Origin of the sequence: Mucilaginibacter sp. MD40, assembly GCF_002288635.1 — a bacterium.
Lineage (GTDB): Bacteria > Bacteroidota > Bacteroidia > Sphingobacteriales > Sphingobacteriaceae > Mucilaginibacter.
In genome coordinates this window covers 2090821-2108125 of the sequence record NZ_NRSW01000001.1, presented here as the reverse complement: position 1 = coordinate 2108125, position 17305 = coordinate 2090821, and the positions used below count along the sequence as shown (strand labels likewise).

The following is a 17305-nucleotide window of genomic DNA, read 5'->3' as shown; positions in this document are numbered from 1 at the left end:
CTTTTAAAAGCGGCCTTTTTTGTTAATTCTCATTTATATCATTTTGCTGTTTACCGCATGAGCCAGTGCTTCGGCAATGTTGCTTACGTTAAGGCGTTCAAAAATGCGGCGGCGGTAATATTTAACCGTATCAGGCGAGACAAATATTTTCTCCGCTATCTGGTTAATGGTTAAACCCTGCGCATGCAATTGGAGAACCTCTATCTCTCGCTGTGATAACTGCGGCTTTACCACTTTTCGCCAGGCAAGGGTTTCGATATCCAACTGCCAAAGCTGATCGCTGCCCTGCCTGCTAATAAAAACATTGCCCGCCTGCCGTTGATGAGAAATAGAAACAACGCACACAGCCTTCCACATTTTCCCCTCCCCTGTCAGCAACAGCGGGGTGAGCTTATGATTGATCAGTAAGGCTTTGTCATCTTTATTAATCAAATGAAAATCATAGGTAATAGTGTACTCTTTGCGCTCCCCATGCGGTATCTTATCAAAAAAATCAAACCCTGCCTGGTTAATAGTAGCCAGCATTTGCAGATCGGCCTCCGGCACATGCCTAAAATAGAATTCATAACCCAATGCCAACACCTCCTGCGCCGTATATCCGCATAAAAACAAGGGGTTTTCCGACACATACTCAAAACCCATTTTCTCATAATCAATCACGTAAATGCTTTCGTAGGTTAAGCGAGCAAACGATCTGATGGCTTCCAGGTAATCCAACTGCTGTAAACGGTCGGCCTCTGCTGTGTTGTTTATTTTATTGCGGGTTAATAAACCAGTTTTGATGTCGGTTTTCATAGGTATATATCTTCAAATTTACACTAAAGTGTAGTTTACAAGCCTATCCGATTTTTAATTTTTGCAGTATATCAATAACCTTATGCTTGTAAATATGATAAACTGCGGCCACTGCCATACAGAAATTGCTTACAATTACTGCCCGCAATGCGGCCAGCCGGCAAAGCTCAAAAGGATTGATGCACATTACATACAGCACGAAGTATTGCATGTACTGCACTTTGAAAAAGGTATTTTTTATACCATAAGGGAATTATTGATAAGGCCGGGCAGGAGCGTACATATTTTTATGGCCGAGAACCGCAGCCGGTTAATAAAACCCGTCCTGTTTATTACCTTATCGTCCCTGCTTTACACTATCATCAGCCACTTCTTTCATATCGAGGAGGGCTACGTTAGCATGAAGGGCATGGTAGGACCCATAACCACATCTATCAATAATTGGATACAAAACCATTATGGCTATGCCAATATCATTATGGGGATATTTATCGCCCTGTGGCTCAAGGTATTTTTCAGGAAAAGCGGTTATAATTTTTTTGAAATATTAATACTGCTATGCTTTATCGAAGGGGTTGGCATGCTCCTGTTTTCCGTATTCGCCATTGTGGAAGGGATAACCAATTATAAACTAATGGCAGTATCCAGCGCTCTATCCGCGGTATACATCTCATGGGGAATTGGCCAGTTTTTTAACCGGGCAAAGTTGATGAGTTATGTTAAAGCGCTTATTGCCTATCTGTTAGGCATGCTTACATTTAGTATAATCGTTTTTGCTATAGGTTTAATTGGCGATCAGTTCCTTAAACATTGAGTCGGTCACGCATGCTAAAACAAGCAGGCTAATTGTACAAGGCTCCCTTTCATTTATCACCTAATATCTTCTCATTTAACTTCAACGTAAAAACTTAGCCTTTTTAGCCAACAATTAAGGTTTAAACTGTTATTATACATCAATAGCCTTTTTGTATTTTTACCGTTCAGCTAAGTTATGGAGAACAAACCAATAGCCCGCACGTTTCGCCTTTTGTCGCAATTGATGGAGTTACATGAAGAAAACCCTTTCAAGACAAAATCAATAGCAAACGCGGCTTTTAAAATAGATAAATTACCCTTCGCCGTTGCCGGTAAAACGCAGGATGAACTGGAAAAGGTTGATGGCATTGGCAAAAGCACTGCCGCAAAAGTAATGGAGCTATTACAAACCGGTACCATTACCGAGTTACAGGAACTGCTTGCTAAAACCCCCGAAGGCATTGTAGAAATGATGGGGATCAAGGGCATCGGCCCTAAAAAGATCGCCATCATATGGAAAGATTTAGGCATAGAGAATATAGGCGAACTGTATTATGCCTGTAATGAAAACCGCCTGGTTGAGGCTAAAGGTTTCGGCTTTAAAACCCAGGAAGAGATCAAAAAAGTGATCGAATTCCGCATGGCAGGCAATGGTAAATTCCTGTATGCACAGGTAGACCACGAAGCGCATGAGCTGTTAGATGAGATCCGTGGCATTTTCCCGGATGCCTTAAAACATATTGCCGGCGAAGTAAGGCGCCGCAACGATATCATCAGTGAACTGGTAATTGTTGTTGGCAGCATAGACCAGCAGATCGCCTTCGATGCACTGGCAACATCTACGCTGTTAAATAACGTAACGCTTAACGGCAACCATATTTCGGGCGAGCTGAATAATGGCTTACTGGTAGATATTATTTGCGTACAACGCTCGCAATACTACAAGGAACTTTTCCTTAATACTGGTAGCGAAGACCATGTTGAAGCGGTATTAAAGCGCATTACAGGTGAACTGGAAGCGCCTGAAAGTGAGGAGATCATCTACGAAAAAGCCAATCTGCAATGGATGCCGCCCGAACTTCGCGAAGGAACGGATTTTATAGATAAGGCTATCCATAACCAGCTGCCTACCTTAATTACGCTTAATGATCTTAAAGGTGCATTGCACAACCACAGCACCTGGAGCGATGGTGTAAATACCCTTGAAGAAATGGCTGTTTACTGTCGCGATGAACTAAAACTGGAATATTTAGGTATATCAGATCATAGTAAAAGCGCGTTTTATGCCAAAGGGCTGAGTATTGAAAGGGTTTTGCAACAACATGAAGAGATAGACCATCTGAATAAAAAACTTGATGGCTTCCACATATTTAAAGGTATCGAGTCGGACATTTTAAATGATGGTTCGCTTGATTACCCTGATGAGATATTGGCAAGGTTTGATTTTGTTGTAGCCTCTATTCACGCTAACCTTAAAATGACCGAGGAGAAAGCTACCACAAGGCTCATAAAAGCGATAGAGAACCCTTACACTACTATATTAGGCCATCCTACCGGCAGGTTATTACTCAGTCGTAAAGGATATGATATTGATTATAAAAAGGTAATAGACGCCTGCGCGGCCAACAATGTGATCATTGAAATAAACGCCAATCCGCTAAGGCTTGATCTTGACTGGCGCTGGCACCAATATGCTATTAGCAAGGGAGTTATGCTTTCCATTAACCCTGATGCGCACCGCAACAGCGGCTTCCATGATATGAAATACGGCGTTATAGCGGCCCGTAAAGGCGGCCTGGCAAAAGAACATTGCCTTAACGCGCTGCCATTAGCAGAAATTAAAGACCTATTTGAAAAAAAGAAAGGTGCGGTGAGTGCATAAGTTGTATAAGCAACAATTTAAACAAACTGCCTTAAAAAATTATGTTATCACAAAAAGTACGCGACCTGCAACAGGCAGGGAACCGGCCAAATATCTTGGTCATTGGCGACCTGATGATCGATCATTATATTGTAGGTGAAGCCAACCGCCTGTCGCCTGAAGCGCCGGTACCGGTAGTAAACGTTCGCAACGAGTTTATTACCCCGGGCGGCGCGGCCAACGTAGCGCAAAACCTGCTTTCGTTAGGCGCTGGTATTACCCTTGGCGGCGTTACCGGAAACGATGCCGACGCTGATCGGCTTTCAGACGTGCTAAAAAAAGAAGGCATTGATGCAAGTGCCATTTTTAAGGATGCTACCCGGCCTACCACCGTAAAAACACGTGTTATGGCGGGCAGCCACCAGTTGGTACGGGTCGATAGGGAAACCACTCATCCGCTTTCTGCCGATCTGCAAAAGGCATTTATAGCTCACGCTAAAAACGCTATTGATGCTGCTGACATTATTGTATTTTCTGATTACAACAAAGGCTTATTCGCTCCTGAACTTACCCAACATCTGATAGAAGAAGCTAACCGTAGAGATAAAAAAGTTATTGTTGACCCCAAAGGCCTTGATTATCATAAATATAAAGGTGCCTACATTATAAAACCCAACCGTAAGGAACTTGCAGAGGCTGCCAAGACGGAACGCATTAGCAACGTGGAGCAGTTGCAGGAAGCGGCAAGGGTTATACTTAAACAAACCGGGGCTCAATATATTGTGGTAACTTTGTCTGAGCAAGGTATGGCCATCGTCAGTGAACTGGCTTACCAGCTATTACCGGTTAAAGCAACGTCGGTATTTGATGTAACCGGCGCCGGAGATACCGTAATAGCAGCCATGGCATATTTTATGGCACAAGGCTTAAATATAGATGAAGCCTGCGAACTGGCTAACCATGCGGCGGCTATTGTAATACGGCAGGCAGGTAGTGCGGTAACCACTGTTGAAGAAATATTGCAGGACATGGAGAGCAGATAAAGATATTTTAAGATCTCCGATGTCTTAATCAAAAAGAACAAATGGTAATAGAAGAATTATACGAGCACCAGCAAACCCTAAAAAAGGTAATTGAAACCCTTACGGGAGATATTGAGTATGCGTGCAAAATGATATGCGACTGTGTACAAGCAGGCAACAAGGTATTAATAGCTGGTAACGGAGGCAGCGCTGCAGATGCACAACACATAGCGGCCGAATTGAGCGGCCGTTTTGTAAAGGAACGCCGGGCTTTACCAGGCATTGCTTTAACGGTTGATACCTCTGCCCTAACCGCCATTGCTAATGATTATGGTTACGACCACGTTTTCTCGCGCCAGGTTGAGGCGCTTGCACGGCCGGGCGACCTCTTTATAGGCATATCTACCAGCGGCAATAGCAAAGGCATACTTAACGCATTTGCATCAGCCACAAAATCCGGCTGTAAAACACTGGGCCTGAGCGGCCGCGATGGTGGTAAAATGAATGGAATTTGTGAGCTGAATATTGTAGTACCGGCAGAAGTAACGGCCCGTATACAGGAGATGCACATTCTCATCGGGCATATTTTATGCAAAGCGGTAGACGACCTTTTTTAATTTATATAGTTTTGTATAATGCGCCATCAGCTGGAAAAAACACTCTTAGATAAGATCACTACCCTACCTGCTTTGCAAGCCAACATAGCCCGCTGGAAACAAGCTGGTGAAAAAGTGGTGTTTACCAATGGTGTTTTTGACTTGCTGCATCTGGGGCATATCACTTATTTATCAAAAGCAGCAGAACTGGGCGATAAGCTAATCATCGGCCTTAATACAGATGCTTCCGTTAAACGCCTTAAGGGCGAAAGCCGGCCCATAAACGACCAAAACAACCGGGCAGCATTGCTGGCATCACTATTTTTTGTAGATGCGGTTGTATTGTTTGAAGATGATACGCCTCGTGATCTGATCGCCCAATTACTGCCTGATGTATTGGTAAAAGGTGCTGATTACACGGTTGAACAGATAGCAGGTGCAAAAGAAGTATTGGCTAATGGCGGTGAAGTGAAAACCATTACTTTGGTAGACGGCTATTCATCAACATCCATTATTAACAGGATAAAAGCGCAAACTTCCTGATGAAGATCCTGGTTATCCGCTTCAGCTCCATAGGCGACATCATTTACACCACACCGGTGGTGCGATGCTTAAAAAAACAATTGCCTAATGCCGAAGTACATTTCATAACCAAACCGGCGTTTAAATACATCTACGAGGGCAACCCATATACCGATAAACTGCTGCTGCTAAAACCTAAACTTGCCGATACCATAGCCGAAATAAAATCTGAAGGCTATGATCACATTGTTGACCTGCACAACAACCTGCGCACCGCAATAATCAAATGGCGAACAGGTATACCCGCGTACACCTACCAAAAGCAGACCGTACGTAAATGGCTCAGCCTTAAACTAAAAAAAAATCTGGTATCGCCCCTGCATCTGGTAGACAGGTATCTGAATGCGGTTAAGCCTTTAGGCGTGGTAAATGATCACAAACCGATAGATTATTTTATCAAAAAGTCATATAACCTTGCCAACTTATTGCCTGCCACGCACCAGGCCGGCTATGTGGCCTTTGTTATTGGTGCTACACATTTTACCAAACGGATGCCTAACGATAAGATCATCAGCATCTGCAAACAAATAAACCTGCCTGTACTATTATTAGGAGGTAATGATGTAGCCGTTAACGGAGAAGAAATTGCCGCGGCAATTGGCTCAAAAGTTTACAATGCTTGCGGCAGAACCTCGCTTGATGAATCTGTTTTTTTAGTATCTAAAGCCATGCGGATCATAGGGTTTGATACCGGCCTTACGCATATAGCTGAGGCATTTGACCGGCCCATTGTATCGGTATGGGGAGGTACAGTGCCCGATCTGTTGGGTGTACAGCCCTACATGGTGAAAGATGCACTGGTAGCCGGTATAGATATTTCCTGCCGCCCCTGCTCCAAATTCGGCCTTGCCAAATGCCCGCTGGGTCATTTTAAATGCATGCGCGATATTTCCGAAAAGCCTATTACCGACTTCCTCAATAAATTATAGCAATAAAGAATATTCTTATTAACTTCGTGCTTAAACTAAATCTAAAGCACAATGAAGAAAATTCTACTTTCTATTTGCTGCGCATTCGTGGCTACTGCCACCTTCGCGCAAGTTCCCTCTTTTGGTATTCGTGGTGGTGTAAACTTTGCCAGCTTATCAGCCTCAAACGGTAATATTTCTATATCAACGGGCTCAACAACTACGTTTGCTGCCGGGCTTTTCTCCGATTTTAAAGTGGGTACAAATACTACCATACAACCGGCTTTAAATTACATGGGCAAAGGTGGTAATATTACCGGCGACGACAATACCAAAGTTGATATCAAAACTTATTATCTGCAAATGCCTGTAAACGTGGTTTACCACGTACCTGCCGGTTTTGGCCACGTATATTTGGGTGCCGGCCCTTACGTTGCATTTGGGTTAAATGGTAAAGTTAAAGGTACTGATGGAAGCAATACCGCAAGCCAGGACATCACTTTTGGCAGTGGGCCAGAAGACTTTAAACGAGTTGATGCAGGCCTTAACGGCATTGCAGGCCTTGAATTTAACAGCGGATTTTTATTAGGTATCAACTATGACCTGGGCTTAACCGATATTGGTAATGATGGCAGTAGTGAAGTGTCAACCAAAAACCGTGTTTTTGGTATTTCAATAGGTTTTAAGTTTTAACCACTAAAAACTTTATAACAAAAGCGGGACATAACATCCCGCTTTTGTTATTTTTAGGGCATATGAAAAAACTGCTGTTTATACGCCATGCCAAAGCAACGCATGATACGGGCTTTACTGATTTTGAACGACCGCTTACTAAAAAAGGACTTGCACAATGCGATGTTATGGTTAACCGTTTAATAGTAAACAATATAAAGCCAGAGCAAATGGTAAGCAGCCCGGCGCTACGTACGGTTACTACAGCTGATGTATTTACCAAAGGTCTCGGTTTACCAACCGCAACTTATTATCCAGAAATTTATGACGCCAGCGAAAGCGCCTTATTAAAGGTGATTTATCATCTTGATGATCAATACGATTTTATTGCCCTTGTAGGACATAACCCGGGCATTAGTCAAGTGCTGTACTACCTGAGTGGAGAATACCGCGAGGTGACCACCTGCGCCCTCGCGCTGATGGAATTTAATACCGAAAGCTGGGCAGAATTAAGTGAAAATACCGGTACTTTAACTTACTTTGATAGCCCTAAAGATTAATTAACTACGTAAGTTTTACCCGGTAGGGAGCGTATAAAGCCCTGCAACTCCATATCAAGGAGAGTCATGGCGAGTTGGCTGGTAGGCATATTCACTTTTATAGCCAGTTCATCAATTGCCAGCGGCGAACTGTTAGAGCGGATCACTTCATAAACAGCACGCTCTTCAGCAGTAAGATCAATCGCTAATACAAGTTGTTCAGCTCCTTTTACGTCACTGTTTTTTTCCCAGCCCATGCTGTAAGCAAGGTCGGCCATGCAGGTGAGCAGGGCTGCTTTGTTATTGCGTATCAAAAAGTTACATCCTTCAGAATATTCGTCCCCTAACCTGCCGGGAAAGGCAAATACATCACGGTTATAGCTGTTGGCAATCTCAGCGGTAATTAATGCACCACCCTTTAAACCCGCTTCAATCACGATAGTAGCGTCGGCCATACCGGCCACTATGCGGTTACGCTCAGGAAAATGCTGCCTGTCTGGCCGTGTACCTGAAGGATATTCGGACAACAAGCCGCCATTCAACAACATTTTATCCGCAACAGAACGGTTTTGATGAGGGTACAACTTATCCAATCCGTGCCCCAAAACCCCTACAGTAGGTAAATGATGCTTTACGCATTCTTTATGTGCAGCTACATCAATACCATGTGCAAGCCCGCTTATTACCAATACATTGTAAGCTGCAAGTTCCTCCACTAATTGCCGGCATAGCTGCCTGCCATAATCAGTAGCATTACGCGTACCTACTATACTCACACATTTTAGTGGGTTAAGGTTAGCATTTCCTTTGCTGTAAAGCAAAACCGGCGAGTCGGCACAATTTTTTAAGCGGCGTGGATATCGCGAGTCGGTGTAAAACAGTACATCAATGTGATTATCCTCCACAAATCTCAGCTCCTTTTCGGCCCTGTGCAGAGGCTCTGCCATATCCAGCTTACCTACAAGGGTTTCACCTATGCCGGGTATTTTTACCAGTTTGGATGGAGAAACTTTAAATATCTCCTCGGCACTGCCTAAATGTGCAACAAGGTTTTTAGCCCTGGTGTGGCCTATATCTTTTAAAAAAGTAAGCGCGATCTGATGAAGTAGTGACATAGTTATAAGTGCTACAATATAGCGATAGCATTAGAATTATGCCTCCTCTTAAAAAAACTATAAAAATAGTTTGAAAACTATAAAAATAGTTTATACCTTCACTTAACTATAAAAATAGTTTGCTATGAAACTAAAAGAACTCACCAAGGCCGAAGAACAGATCATGCAGATATTGTGGCAGTTAAAAGAAGGTATTGTAAAAGATATATTGGAGCAGATGCCAGAACCTAAACCTGCTTACAACACCGTGTCAACCGTAGTACGGGTATTGGAAGGAAAGGGCTTTATTGATCATAAAGCTTATGGCAATTCCCATGTTTACTTCCCCCTCATCAGCGAAGCCGACTACAAAAAATTCAGTATTGATAAGCTGATGACCAATTATTTTGATAACTCTTATAAAAGCCTGGTATCATTTATTGCTGATGAAAAAAAGCTGGGCGTTAAAGAACTGGATGAATTAAGCGCGTTGATTGAAAAACTTAAATCTGAGAAAAAATGAGCTGGTTACATTATCTCACCGAGGCAAATATTTACCTGCTGGTATTTTATTTATGCTACCGCTTGCTGCTTGCCGGCAATACACATTATACGCTTAGCCGGGTATACCTGATATTATCTTGCATCATATCTTTCATCATTCCGCTGATGCAGGTAAGCGTATTAAGGCCCAACATACAGGAGGTGCAAACTTTTACTAAGGTGTCCTACGTACTGCCAGCTGCCAATCTTAATATACCCGTTCAAAACCAAGGCTTCGAATTTTCTGTAAAAAACATCCTGCCATACATTTATATAACCGGTACCTTAATAGCTGCCATAGTTTTTGCTGTTAGATTGTGGTGCTTGCTTAAGATAACCAAAGCAGGAAAAGCTTGTAAGTATGGTAATTATCAAAGGATTGATCTGCCCGATCAAAAAACCGCTTTTTCATTTTTCAATTATCTGTATATAGGCACAGGTCTTAAGCAGCCGGACACCATTATAGCGCATGAATTGGTGCATATCCGTCAAAAACACACACTTGATGTGCTCTTCCTGGAGATACTAAAAATAGTGAACTGGTTTAGTCCGGTGGTTTACCTGGTACAGCAGAGTTTAAAAACCCTGCATGAGTATATTGCCGATGAACAAACTGCCGCGCTTGAAAGAGACGCCCTCTCATATTCCTCTTTTCTACTCAACAATGCTTATGGGCTGGCAGGTGCACCGGTTACACATTCTTTCTTTAACAATAACCTATTAAAAAGGAGAATAATTATGTTAAACCAAAAACGATCAGGCAAGTTAGCAAGGCTAAAATACCTGGCAGCAGTACCGCTTTCCGCGGGGATGTTGTGTACATCTACCCTACTGTTCAGTAAAAATTACGGGGTGATAGAACTGGGGCCAATCAAGCAAAAGAAGATGGCTGTTCAGCAAATTGACAGTGGTAAATATGCGCTTAAATTAACCGAACTTAAAAGCGGACTTACTGTAATTTCAGATGATATAGAACTAAAAGACTCAGCTGCAAATAAAAGTAAACTTTATTCTGTAAAAACTTTCTCTGGTGAACCACAAGAAGTTAATTTAAAGGGTAATTGGTACAGGATAGAGAAAGTGCTACGTGACTCTACTAAAGTTCTTTCTGAGCAAAAACAACATCCACTTCCCCCACCCCCACCGCCGATATTTCCGGTAAAAACTCCATTTACGGCATTTACTCAATACATCATCAACAAAGTAAAATACCCGGCAGAAGCTGTAAAAAACAACCAGAACGCCAACGTTTTGCTAAGTTTTGATGTGAACAGCGCAGGCCGTGTAAGCAATGCCAGAGTAGCAGGCAAACCGGGTAGCGCGTTTAATGATGTGCTTGCAAATACTGTAAACCAGTTTAATGGAAAAATAAACACACATGCAGGTACTTACAAAATGAATGTGCATTATTTTATACTTGGCCATGAGGGCGTAAGTTTTCCGCCTCCTTTTGTAACAAAAAGCACCAATTATATTGGTGAGATACAGATAGTTGGAATGACCAAGGCTCAAGATAGCATGATGAACATGCCGCCACCTCCCCCGCCACCGATAGAGCCGAGAAAAAAAGTTAAGGGGATTCCTCCGCCGCCACCTATTGAAAAACTTAGCGATGTAAATAATGCTGACCAAGATAAAAGCCTAAAGGCACTTTATACTCACTTAGGCAGAACAGTGAGATATCCAGCAATAGCTTTTGAAAGCGATAAACAGGGTAGAGTGATTTTAACTTTCAATGTTGAAGACAAAAAAATAAGTAATATTAGAATTATCAGAGGCCTAATGCCAATAATGGACGGTGAAGTAGTTAGAGCTATGAATGACTTTGATAAGCCATTAAATTTAAAAAACGGCAAATATAGTATGCCGGTATTGTTTGCAATAACTAACGATAGTAAGGAGCCTGATGTTAAAAAAGAATACCCAGCCACAGGTTATACGCTTACTAAAGGAGAAACGACAACCATATTAAGCGAAGTGGTTATTATGGGTTACAAATCTAAATCTTGACGTAAATAACCTGTTTGGTTTCAAAGAAATCCTCATCAAAATAATCTTTGAGGTAGAATTGCTGCACGGCTAAACCCGCGTCGGCAATTTCTTGCGTAAGGTCCCCTCCTTTTAAATAGAGTATACCATTAGGCAATTTATTCTTAGACTGTTTATTGAATTTGTCCTTTACCCAAGGATAAAAATCCTTCAATTGCGTAACCGCGCGCGATACCACAAAATCAAATTTTTCCTTTACTTCTTCAGCCCGAGAGTGCGATGCACGCAGGTTTTTTAAACCAATTGCCGAAGAAACCTCACTTACTACTTTTATTTTTTTACCAATGCTGTCCACCAGGTGAAACCGCGTATCAGGGAACATAATAGCCAGTGGAACGCCGGGAAAACCGCCGCCTGTACCCACATCCAACACGTTTTCGCCGGGTAAAAATCCCATTACTTTGGCTATACCTAAGGAGTGCAATACATGCCGCTCATACAGCAGATCTATATCTTTACGTGATATCACGTTGATCTGGTTGTTCCAATAAGTATACAGTTCCTTTAGCTGCGCAAACTGCTCCTGCTGCTCTATCGTAATATCGGGGAAGTATTTTAACAGGATATCAGATTCCATCCTTTTTATATCGGTTTATAATGTTACCCAGTAAATACCGGCCCCTGAATAATTGCGCCTTAACGGTTCCCAAAGGCAGGTCAAGCTGCTGGGCAATTTCTTCGTATGATAACTCATCAAAGTAGCGTAGGGTTATCAGGTTGCGGTAACGGGGTGGTAAGCTTTCTATCAATAACTTTAACTCGGCGGTTTGCTGCTTTTTTATCGACGATTCTTCGGGGTTTAACGTATCAGCTTTTATCTGTAATGGCTTTTCGTCACCATCATCGTCTATCATACCATGTATAGATTGCGTATTCAGCTTCTTCTTACGGATAAAATCGATACAATTGTTGGTAGCCACTCTGAATAACCAGGTACTAAAGGCAAATTCGGGCTGGTATTTATCCAGCTTTTCAAAAGCCTTGGCGAAGGTTTCCACGGTGAGGTCCATGGCATCTTCCTTATTATTTACCATTTTCAGCACCATAAAGTATATCGAATCCTTATAGCGCTGCATCAGGTCGGCATATGCTTTCTGGTTGCCCTCGCGTGCTTTTACCACCAAATGAAAATCATTTTTGGCATTTTCAGTGAAGTTTTTATTTACTTCCATCGCGTGGTTTTAATAAATGTACCAATCAATCCAAACACGTTTAAATATAAATAATATATCATGTCAAAAAAGGGCAGCCACCATAACAAATCGCCGCAATCCAGTTTTTTAAATACACGCCTGTAAACGAGTAACTGCAATATAAGCCTGAATAATAAAACACCTGCCGCCAGCAATGGTTCAAACTTTAAAATAATGAACAAAATAAACAGTACGTAAAACAAAAATCCGCTCACCGCATCGAGGCTAAGCATGCGCCTGTGACTGTTCCGGTATAGTTTACCAACGCCCATATGACGCTTTTTCTGGGTGAACCACGAGCTCAAAGTAGTTTTAGCATCACTGTAAGTAAACGTATCCGGGTGTATTTCTATAGCGGCATTGGTTGGTGTGGCGTTTTGGTTCACAAAAAGGTCGTCGTCGCCACTCATTACATGCATGTGCGATGCAAAACCTTTAGCCCCAAAAAACAAACTTCTCGTGTAAGCCAGGTTTCTACCGATACCCATATAAGCATCGCCTTTTAAAGCGCTCGACAGGTAATTAATAGCGGTTTTTAACGTTTCGAAACGGATAAAGGGGTTTAAGAAATTGCGCGTACGCGTGTAAGGCGAATATCCGAGTACGATCTGTGTAGTGGCGTTAAAATTGGCCGCCATACGTGTTATCCAATGCAGGGTTGCAGGTTTGCAGTCGGCATCTGTAAACAAGAAATGTTCGTATCTGGCCGCTTTAATGCCCATGGTAAGCGCGAATTTTTTACCTGTTTTATAACGGTCGTGTTCGGTAACGGTTACTATCTTAAGGTGTGCAAACTCTTTTTGGATATCCATCAACACGTCGGCCGTTTGATCTGTAGAACGATCGTTGATCACCACTACTTCATATTCAGGATAGTTTTGCTGTAATATATAAGGCAGGTATTGGGTAAGATTATCCGCCTCGTTACGGGCACTGATAATGACTGATACCGGCACGGTTGGTTCCGGCATCTCCTGCGGCGGAGTATAACTGCCAAGCCCGTTGTGATGAGTTAACAGGTAATATAACTGAACAATTAAACAAAGTTGAAATAGTACGAATAACGCCTCGTGAATATAAGCTTCCAATTTAGCTGTAAATAAGCGACAAATTTGTTAAAAATCAACGACAATTACGATTAAGATTGTTGGTTTATATGGTTGTATTTTAAACCAATAACAATCTGATCATTCAGCAATTTAACAATCGATATGGTGTGGCAATAAAGCCATGCCTTTACAAATTGATTTTTGTAATTTTGCCGGGACATAATGAAATTTACTTTACAAGCACAAGACCCGCTTTCAAAAGCCCGGGCAGGCGAACTGGTAACCGACCATGGCGTTATCCAAACCCCTATTTTTATGCCGGTTGGTACCGCTGGTACGGTTAAAGCTGTACACCAGCGCGAACTAAAAGACGATATAAAAGCCCAGATCATATTAGGAAATACCTACCATTTATATTTGAGGCCCGGGCTAAACACTCTTGAACAGGCTGGCGGATTACATAAATTTAATGGATGGGATGGCCCTATTCTTACTGATAGCGGCGGCTACCAGGTGTATTCGCTTACCGAAGTACGTAAAATTAAGGAGGAAGGGGTTACCTTTCGCTCACATGTAGACGGCTCCAAACACCTGTTCACGCCTGAAAATGTAATGGATATCCAGCGCATTATTGGCGCGGATATTATTATGGCTTTTGATGAATGTACCCCCTATCCGTGCGACTATAATTATGCGAAACGCTCGATAGAAATGACCCACCGGTGGCTTAAACGCTGCTGCGACAGGTTTGATAGCACGGAGCCCAAATATGGTTATAGCCAAACCTTATTCCCGATTGTGCAGGGTTCCGTTTACAAGGATCTTAGGGTACGTTCGGCTGAGGTGATCGCCTCTTTTGAACGCGAAGGAAACGCCATTGGAGGCCTTAGCGTGGGTGAACCAGCCGAAGAAATGTATGCCATGACGGAGGTTGTTTGCGACATATTACCCAAAGAAAAACCCCGTTACCTGATGGGTGTGGGCACCCCGGTTAACATACTGGAAAATATTGCTTTGGGTATTGACATGTTTGATTGCGTAATGCCAACCCGTAATGCCCGTAATGGTATGTTGTTTACCCGCAATGGTATCATAAATATCAAGAACGAAAAGTGGAAAAACGATTTTTCGGCCATTGATGCTGATAGTGATTTGTTTGCGGATAAGGTTTACACCAAAGCTTACCTGCGCCATTTGATCCATAGCGGTGAGATGCTGGGCGCCCAGATCGCTACGTTACATAACCTGCATTTTTATCTGTGGTTAGTGGGCGAGGCACGCAATAAAATCATTTCGGGAGAGTTTTACGACTGGAAGAACAAAATGGTAACCCGCTTAGGCACAAGATTGTAAATGAAGAGATTACTTCGCAGATATTTAACCGTTATTGACCGCTTTATAATGGGCAAATACCTGGGCACATTTGTGTTTACACTGGGTATTTTCCTGGTTATTTCGGTAATATTTGATATATCTGAACACCTGGACAACTTCCTGGGGAAGAATGCCAATCTGCATGATATTATATTTAAATACTATGCCGGCTTTATTCCATTCTATTTGATGCTGTTATCGCCGCTCATTAATTTCCTGGCGGTGATATTTTTTACGGCCAAAATGGCTAACCAAACAGAGATTGTACCCATACTTACCAGCAGGGCCAGTTTCTATCGTTTTTTAAGGCCATATGTAATATCGGCAAGCATTATTTTTACCGCCTCGCTGCTGCTGAATGTATATGTGATACCTTATACAAACAAATTAAAGGTAGACTTTGAAAGCGCAAACTTCTTTGCAAATGATGATCAATCGAAGCTGGATGTACATATTCAACTGGATAAACATACCTATGTTTACCTGCAGTCTTTTGACCCTGCTATGCAAACCGGCTACCAGTTTATGATGGAAAAGTTTGATGGCGACGAGATGAAACAACGCCTTACCGCCACCAGCATTAAGTACGATTCGCTCAAAAACCACTGGATTATTAATACTCCTACCCGCCGTTATGTAAACGGTTTAAAGGAAACCTGGACCACAAGCAGCACCTCATTAGATACCGTTTTAGATATGCGCCCGATAGATTTTCAGGCACATGATAACGTGGTAAGTAACATATATGGCGCCATGCCTTTGCCTGTTTTAAACGCTGCGATAGCTAAAGAAAAAATACGCAGTACAGGCGCTGTTATTGATATGGAATTTGAAAAATACAGGCGTTTTGTAGAGCCATTATCTACCTTTGTGCTTACTTGTATAGGCGTTGCCATATCGTCTAGAAAGGTACGCGGCGGTGTTGGCTTACCGCTAGGAATAGGTATTTTCATCTGTTTCACATACATCGTTGTAAACAAATTTGCCTTGGTTTTTTCAATAAAGGGGGGCTTTGATCCACTCATTTCGGTGTTTATTCCTAATGTACTTTTTGGTATTTTAGGCTATATACTCATTGTAAAAGCGCCTAAATAATGTCTCAAAACTTAGCAAAAACAGGTTTAAACAAGAACCTTTTGATCCTGCATTTCACCGTTTTTGTGTGGGGATTCACCGGAATTTTGGGCCAGCTTATTTCTATTTCGGCCATAAATTTGGTTTGGTACAGGGTTTTTATTGCCAGTTTTTCGCTGTTTTTGTATTTCAAATTCAACAAAACCACGCTGAAATTAAGCCTTCAAACTATCCTTAAACTGGCGCTAACAGGCGCTTTAGTGGGCGGGCATTGGGTACTTTTTTTCGCTTCTATAAAGTTTTCCAACGTTCCTGTCACGTTAGTTTGCCTTTCGTCGGTCACACTTTTTACGGCAATTTTCGAACCGCTCATTAATAAAAAAGCTATTTCCAAGCTGGAAATTGTGGCAGGATTATTCATCATTATTGGTATTATCCTGATATTTAAATTTGAGACAAAATACACTAAGGGAATTATCACAGGGTTAATAAGCGCGGTTTTAGCCAGCCTGTTTTCTATTATTAACGGCAGGCATGTACAAAAAATAGAGGCTCCTGTAATTGCATTTTATGAACTTTCCGGGGCGTTTATTTGGATAACCATTTACCTTTTTATTACGGTTGGTACCGCCGGTTTTATCATCCCTAAAGCCTCAGATATTGGTTACTTAGTTATCCTTGGCACGGTTTGCACCTCGCTGGCATACGTTGCCGGCGTTTCCGTAATGCGCGAACTCTCGGCCTTCAGGGTAGCGCTCATTACCAACCTTGAGCCTGTGTATGGTATTATTATGGCCTTTCTTTTTTTTAATAACACCAGTGATATGAGCATCGGTTTCTGGGCCGGTGCCGTTATTATTTTGTCTACTATTTTCTTGTTTCCGGTAGCACAGAAACAGGTAGCTAAACGCCGTTCCAGGTAACAGATTTCACTTCTTTATTTCAGCCATATTACTCGAAAAAGTATAGGGTAGGGGCAAAGTAAACATGAGCTTATAAGCCATTTTTAGCCCCTCTAAGCCACTTTGATTTTTTACTGCACTTTTCCTTGTCAAAAATCTTTTGATCGTTTACAGCTATTTTTAATCTTCTACTTAGTGTATCATTTGAATATCCTTCAAATTTCCACCAATCCTTTATTAATATGCTCAATAACTGA

The 17305-nt window shown here is 42.1% G+C and carries 18 protein-coding genes; 13 read left to right on the top strand and 5 right to left on the bottom strand.

Annotated features, from left to right (window positions below; all coding sequences use genetic code 11):
• Positions 1–33: 33 nt before the first annotated feature.
• Positions 34–795: a helix-turn-helix transcriptional regulator gene (locus tag CKK33_RS09540; protein WP_095703885.1), complete on the bottom strand. Its 762-nt coding sequence runs from the start codon at positions 793–795 to the stop codon at positions 34–36.
• A gap of 94 nt (positions 796–889) precedes the next feature.
• On the opposite strand from CKK33_RS09540, the gene CKK33_RS09535 reads away from it, so the two are divergent.
• The 8 genes from CKK33_RS09535 to CKK33_RS09500 all read left to right on the top strand — a co-directional run bounded on the left by CKK33_RS09535 (position 890) and on the right by CKK33_RS09500 (position 7791).
• Entirely contained in the window at positions 890–1609 is a 720-nt protein-coding gene (locus tag CKK33_RS09535) for a DUF3667 domain-containing protein (RefSeq protein WP_233138181.1), read from the top strand.
• A 177-nt stretch (positions 1610–1786) separates the two neighbouring features.
• Positions 1787–3472: a DNA polymerase/3'-5' exonuclease PolX gene (locus CKK33_RS09530; protein WP_095703884.1), complete on the top strand. Its 1686-nt coding sequence runs from the start codon at positions 1787–1789 to the stop codon at positions 3470–3472.
• A gap of 41 nt (positions 3473–3513) precedes the next feature.
• On the top strand, positions 3514–4494 hold the full coding sequence (gene rfaE1 / locus CKK33_RS09525; RefSeq protein ID WP_095703883.1) for a D-glycero-beta-D-manno-heptose-7-phosphate kinase: 981 nt from the start codon (positions 3514–3516) through the stop codon (positions 4492–4494).
• 41 nt (positions 4495–4535) lie between these two features.
• Positions 4536–5090 carry a D-sedoheptulose 7-phosphate isomerase gene (gmhA, locus tag CKK33_RS09520; RefSeq protein WP_095703882.1) on the top strand — a complete coding sequence of 185 codons (555 nt, stop codon included), beginning with the start codon at positions 4536–4538 and terminating at the stop codon, positions 5088–5090.
• An 18-nt stretch (positions 5091–5108) separates the two neighbouring features.
• Entirely contained in the window at positions 5109–5612 is a 504-nt protein-coding gene (gene rfaE2 / locus CKK33_RS09515; RefSeq protein ID WP_095703881.1) for a D-glycero-beta-D-manno-heptose 1-phosphate adenylyltransferase, read from the top strand.
• Complete coding sequence (locus CKK33_RS09510) at positions 5612–6580, top strand: glycosyltransferase family 9 protein (protein WP_095703880.1); 969 nt, start codon at positions 5612–5614, stop codon at positions 6578–6580. The genes rfaE2 and CKK33_RS09510 overlap by 1 nt, the downstream gene beginning before the upstream one ends.
• 51 nt (positions 6581–6631) lie before the next feature.
• A complete protein-coding gene (locus CKK33_RS09505) occupies positions 6632–7252 on the top strand; it encodes a porin family protein (protein ID WP_095703879.1) in 621 nt (206 codons plus the stop codon).
• 62 nt (positions 7253–7314) lie between these two features.
• A complete protein-coding gene (locus CKK33_RS09500; protein WP_095703878.1) occupies positions 7315–7791 on the top strand; it encodes a histidine phosphatase family protein in 477 nt (158 codons plus the stop codon).
• On the opposite strand, the gene dprA is transcribed toward CKK33_RS09500, so the two are convergent.
• Positions 7788–8885: a DNA-processing protein DprA gene (dprA, locus tag CKK33_RS09495; protein ID WP_095703877.1), complete on the bottom strand. Its 1098-nt coding sequence runs from the start codon at positions 8883–8885 to the stop codon at positions 7788–7790. The two genes, CKK33_RS09500 and dprA, sit on opposite strands and share 4 nt — an antisense overlap.
• Positions 8886–9009: 124 nt before the next feature.
• Between dprA and CKK33_RS09490 the strand changes: the two genes are divergently transcribed.
• Together CKK33_RS09490 and CKK33_RS09485 are read left to right on the top strand one after the other, a co-directional pair.
• On the top strand, positions 9010–9387 hold the full coding sequence (locus CKK33_RS09490) for a BlaI/MecI/CopY family transcriptional regulator (protein ID WP_095703876.1): 378 nt from the start codon (positions 9010–9012) through the stop codon (positions 9385–9387).
• On the top strand, positions 9384–11417 hold the full coding sequence (locus tag CKK33_RS09485) for a M56 family metallopeptidase (RefSeq protein WP_095703875.1): 2034 nt from the start codon (positions 9384–9386) through the stop codon (positions 11415–11417). Before CKK33_RS09490 ends, CKK33_RS09485 begins: the two co-directional genes overlap by 4 nt.
• Here CKK33_RS09485 and rsmG read toward each other — a convergent pair.
• From rsmG to CKK33_RS09470, 3 genes are read right to left on the bottom strand one after another with little or no spacing between them, the layout of a single operon-like run.
• Positions 11407–12033 carry a 16S rRNA (guanine(527)-N(7))-methyltransferase RsmG gene (rsmG, locus tag CKK33_RS09480; protein ID WP_095703874.1) on the bottom strand — a complete coding sequence of 209 codons (627 nt, stop codon included), beginning with the start codon at positions 12031–12033 and terminating at the stop codon, positions 11407–11409. The genes CKK33_RS09485 and rsmG overlap by 11 nt on opposite strands.
• Positions 12023–12628, bottom strand: coding sequence for an RNA polymerase sigma factor (locus tag CKK33_RS09475; protein WP_095703873.1), 606 nt, complete (start codon positions 12626–12628; stop codon positions 12023–12025). Before CKK33_RS09475 ends, rsmG begins: the two co-directional genes overlap by 11 nt.
• Positions 12619–13737: a glycosyltransferase gene (locus tag CKK33_RS09470; RefSeq protein WP_095703872.1), complete on the bottom strand. Its 1119-nt coding sequence runs from the start codon at positions 13735–13737 to the stop codon at positions 12619–12621. Before CKK33_RS09470 ends, CKK33_RS09475 begins: the two co-directional genes overlap by 10 nt.
• Positions 13738–13920: 183 nt before the next feature.
• Between CKK33_RS09470 and tgt the strand changes: the two genes are divergently transcribed.
• From tgt to CKK33_RS09455, 3 genes are read left to right on the top strand one after another with little or no spacing between them, the layout of a single operon-like run.
• On the top strand, positions 13921–15051 hold the full coding sequence (gene tgt, locus CKK33_RS09465) for a tRNA guanosine(34) transglycosylase Tgt (RefSeq protein ID WP_095703871.1): 1131 nt from the start codon (positions 13921–13923) through the stop codon (positions 15049–15051).
• Complete coding sequence (locus tag CKK33_RS09460; RefSeq protein ID WP_095703870.1) at positions 15052–16167, top strand: LptF/LptG family permease; 1116 nt, start codon at positions 15052–15054, stop codon at positions 16165–16167.
• On the top strand, positions 16167–17069 hold the full coding sequence (locus CKK33_RS09455; protein WP_095703869.1) for a DMT family transporter: 903 nt from the start codon (positions 16167–16169) through the stop codon (positions 17067–17069). The genes CKK33_RS09460 and CKK33_RS09455 overlap by 1 nt, the downstream gene beginning before the upstream one ends.
• The last annotated feature ends 236 nt before the right edge of the window (positions 17070–17305 follow it).

Coding starts and splice junctions, on each gene's coding strand:
- CKK33_RS09540 (WP_095703885.1), bottom strand. CDS start 795: ATGAAAACCGACATCAAAACTGGTTTATTAACCCGCAATAAAATAAAC.
- CKK33_RS09535 (WP_233138181.1), top strand. CDS start 890: ATGATAAACTGCGGCCACTGCCATACAGAAATTGCTTACAATTACTGC.
- CKK33_RS09530 (WP_095703884.1), top strand. CDS start 1,787: ATGGAGAACAAACCAATAGCCCGCACGTTTCGCCTTTTGTCGCAATTG.
- rfaE1 (WP_095703883.1), top strand. CDS start 3,514: ATGTTATCACAAAAAGTACGCGACCTGCAACAGGCAGGGAACCGGCCA.
- gmhA (WP_095703882.1), top strand. CDS start 4,536: ATGGTAATAGAAGAATTATACGAGCACCAGCAAACCCTAAAAAAGGTA.
- rfaE2 (WP_095703881.1), top strand. CDS start 5,109: ATGCGCCATCAGCTGGAAAAAACACTCTTAGATAAGATCACTACCCTA.
- CKK33_RS09510 (WP_095703880.1), top strand. CDS start 5,612: ATGAAGATCCTGGTTATCCGCTTCAGCTCCATAGGCGACATCATTTAC.
- CKK33_RS09505 (WP_095703879.1), top strand. CDS start 6,632: ATGAAGAAAATTCTACTTTCTATTTGCTGCGCATTCGTGGCTACTGCC.
- CKK33_RS09500 (WP_095703878.1), top strand. CDS start 7,315: ATGAAAAAACTGCTGTTTATACGCCATGCCAAAGCAACGCATGATACG.
- dprA (WP_095703877.1), bottom strand. CDS start 8,885: ATGTCACTACTTCATCAGATCGCGCTTACTTTTTTAAAAGATATAGGC.
- CKK33_RS09490 (WP_095703876.1), top strand. CDS start 9,010: ATGAAACTAAAAGAACTCACCAAGGCCGAAGAACAGATCATGCAGATA.
- CKK33_RS09485 (WP_095703875.1), top strand. CDS start 9,384: ATGAGCTGGTTACATTATCTCACCGAGGCAAATATTTACCTGCTGGTA.
- rsmG (WP_095703874.1), bottom strand. CDS start 12,033: ATGGAATCTGATATCCTGTTAAAATACTTCCCCGATATTACGATAGAG.
- CKK33_RS09475 (WP_095703873.1), bottom strand. CDS start 12,628: ATGGAAGTAAATAAAAACTTCACTGAAAATGCCAAAAATGATTTTCAT.
- tgt (WP_095703871.1), top strand. CDS start 13,921: ATGAAATTTACTTTACAAGCACAAGACCCGCTTTCAAAAGCCCGGGCA.
- CKK33_RS09460 (WP_095703870.1), top strand. CDS start 15,052: ATGAAGAGATTACTTCGCAGATATTTAACCGTTATTGACCGCTTTATA.
- CKK33_RS09455 (WP_095703869.1), top strand. CDS start 16,167: ATGTCTCAAAACTTAGCAAAAACAGGTTTAAACAAGAACCTTTTGATC.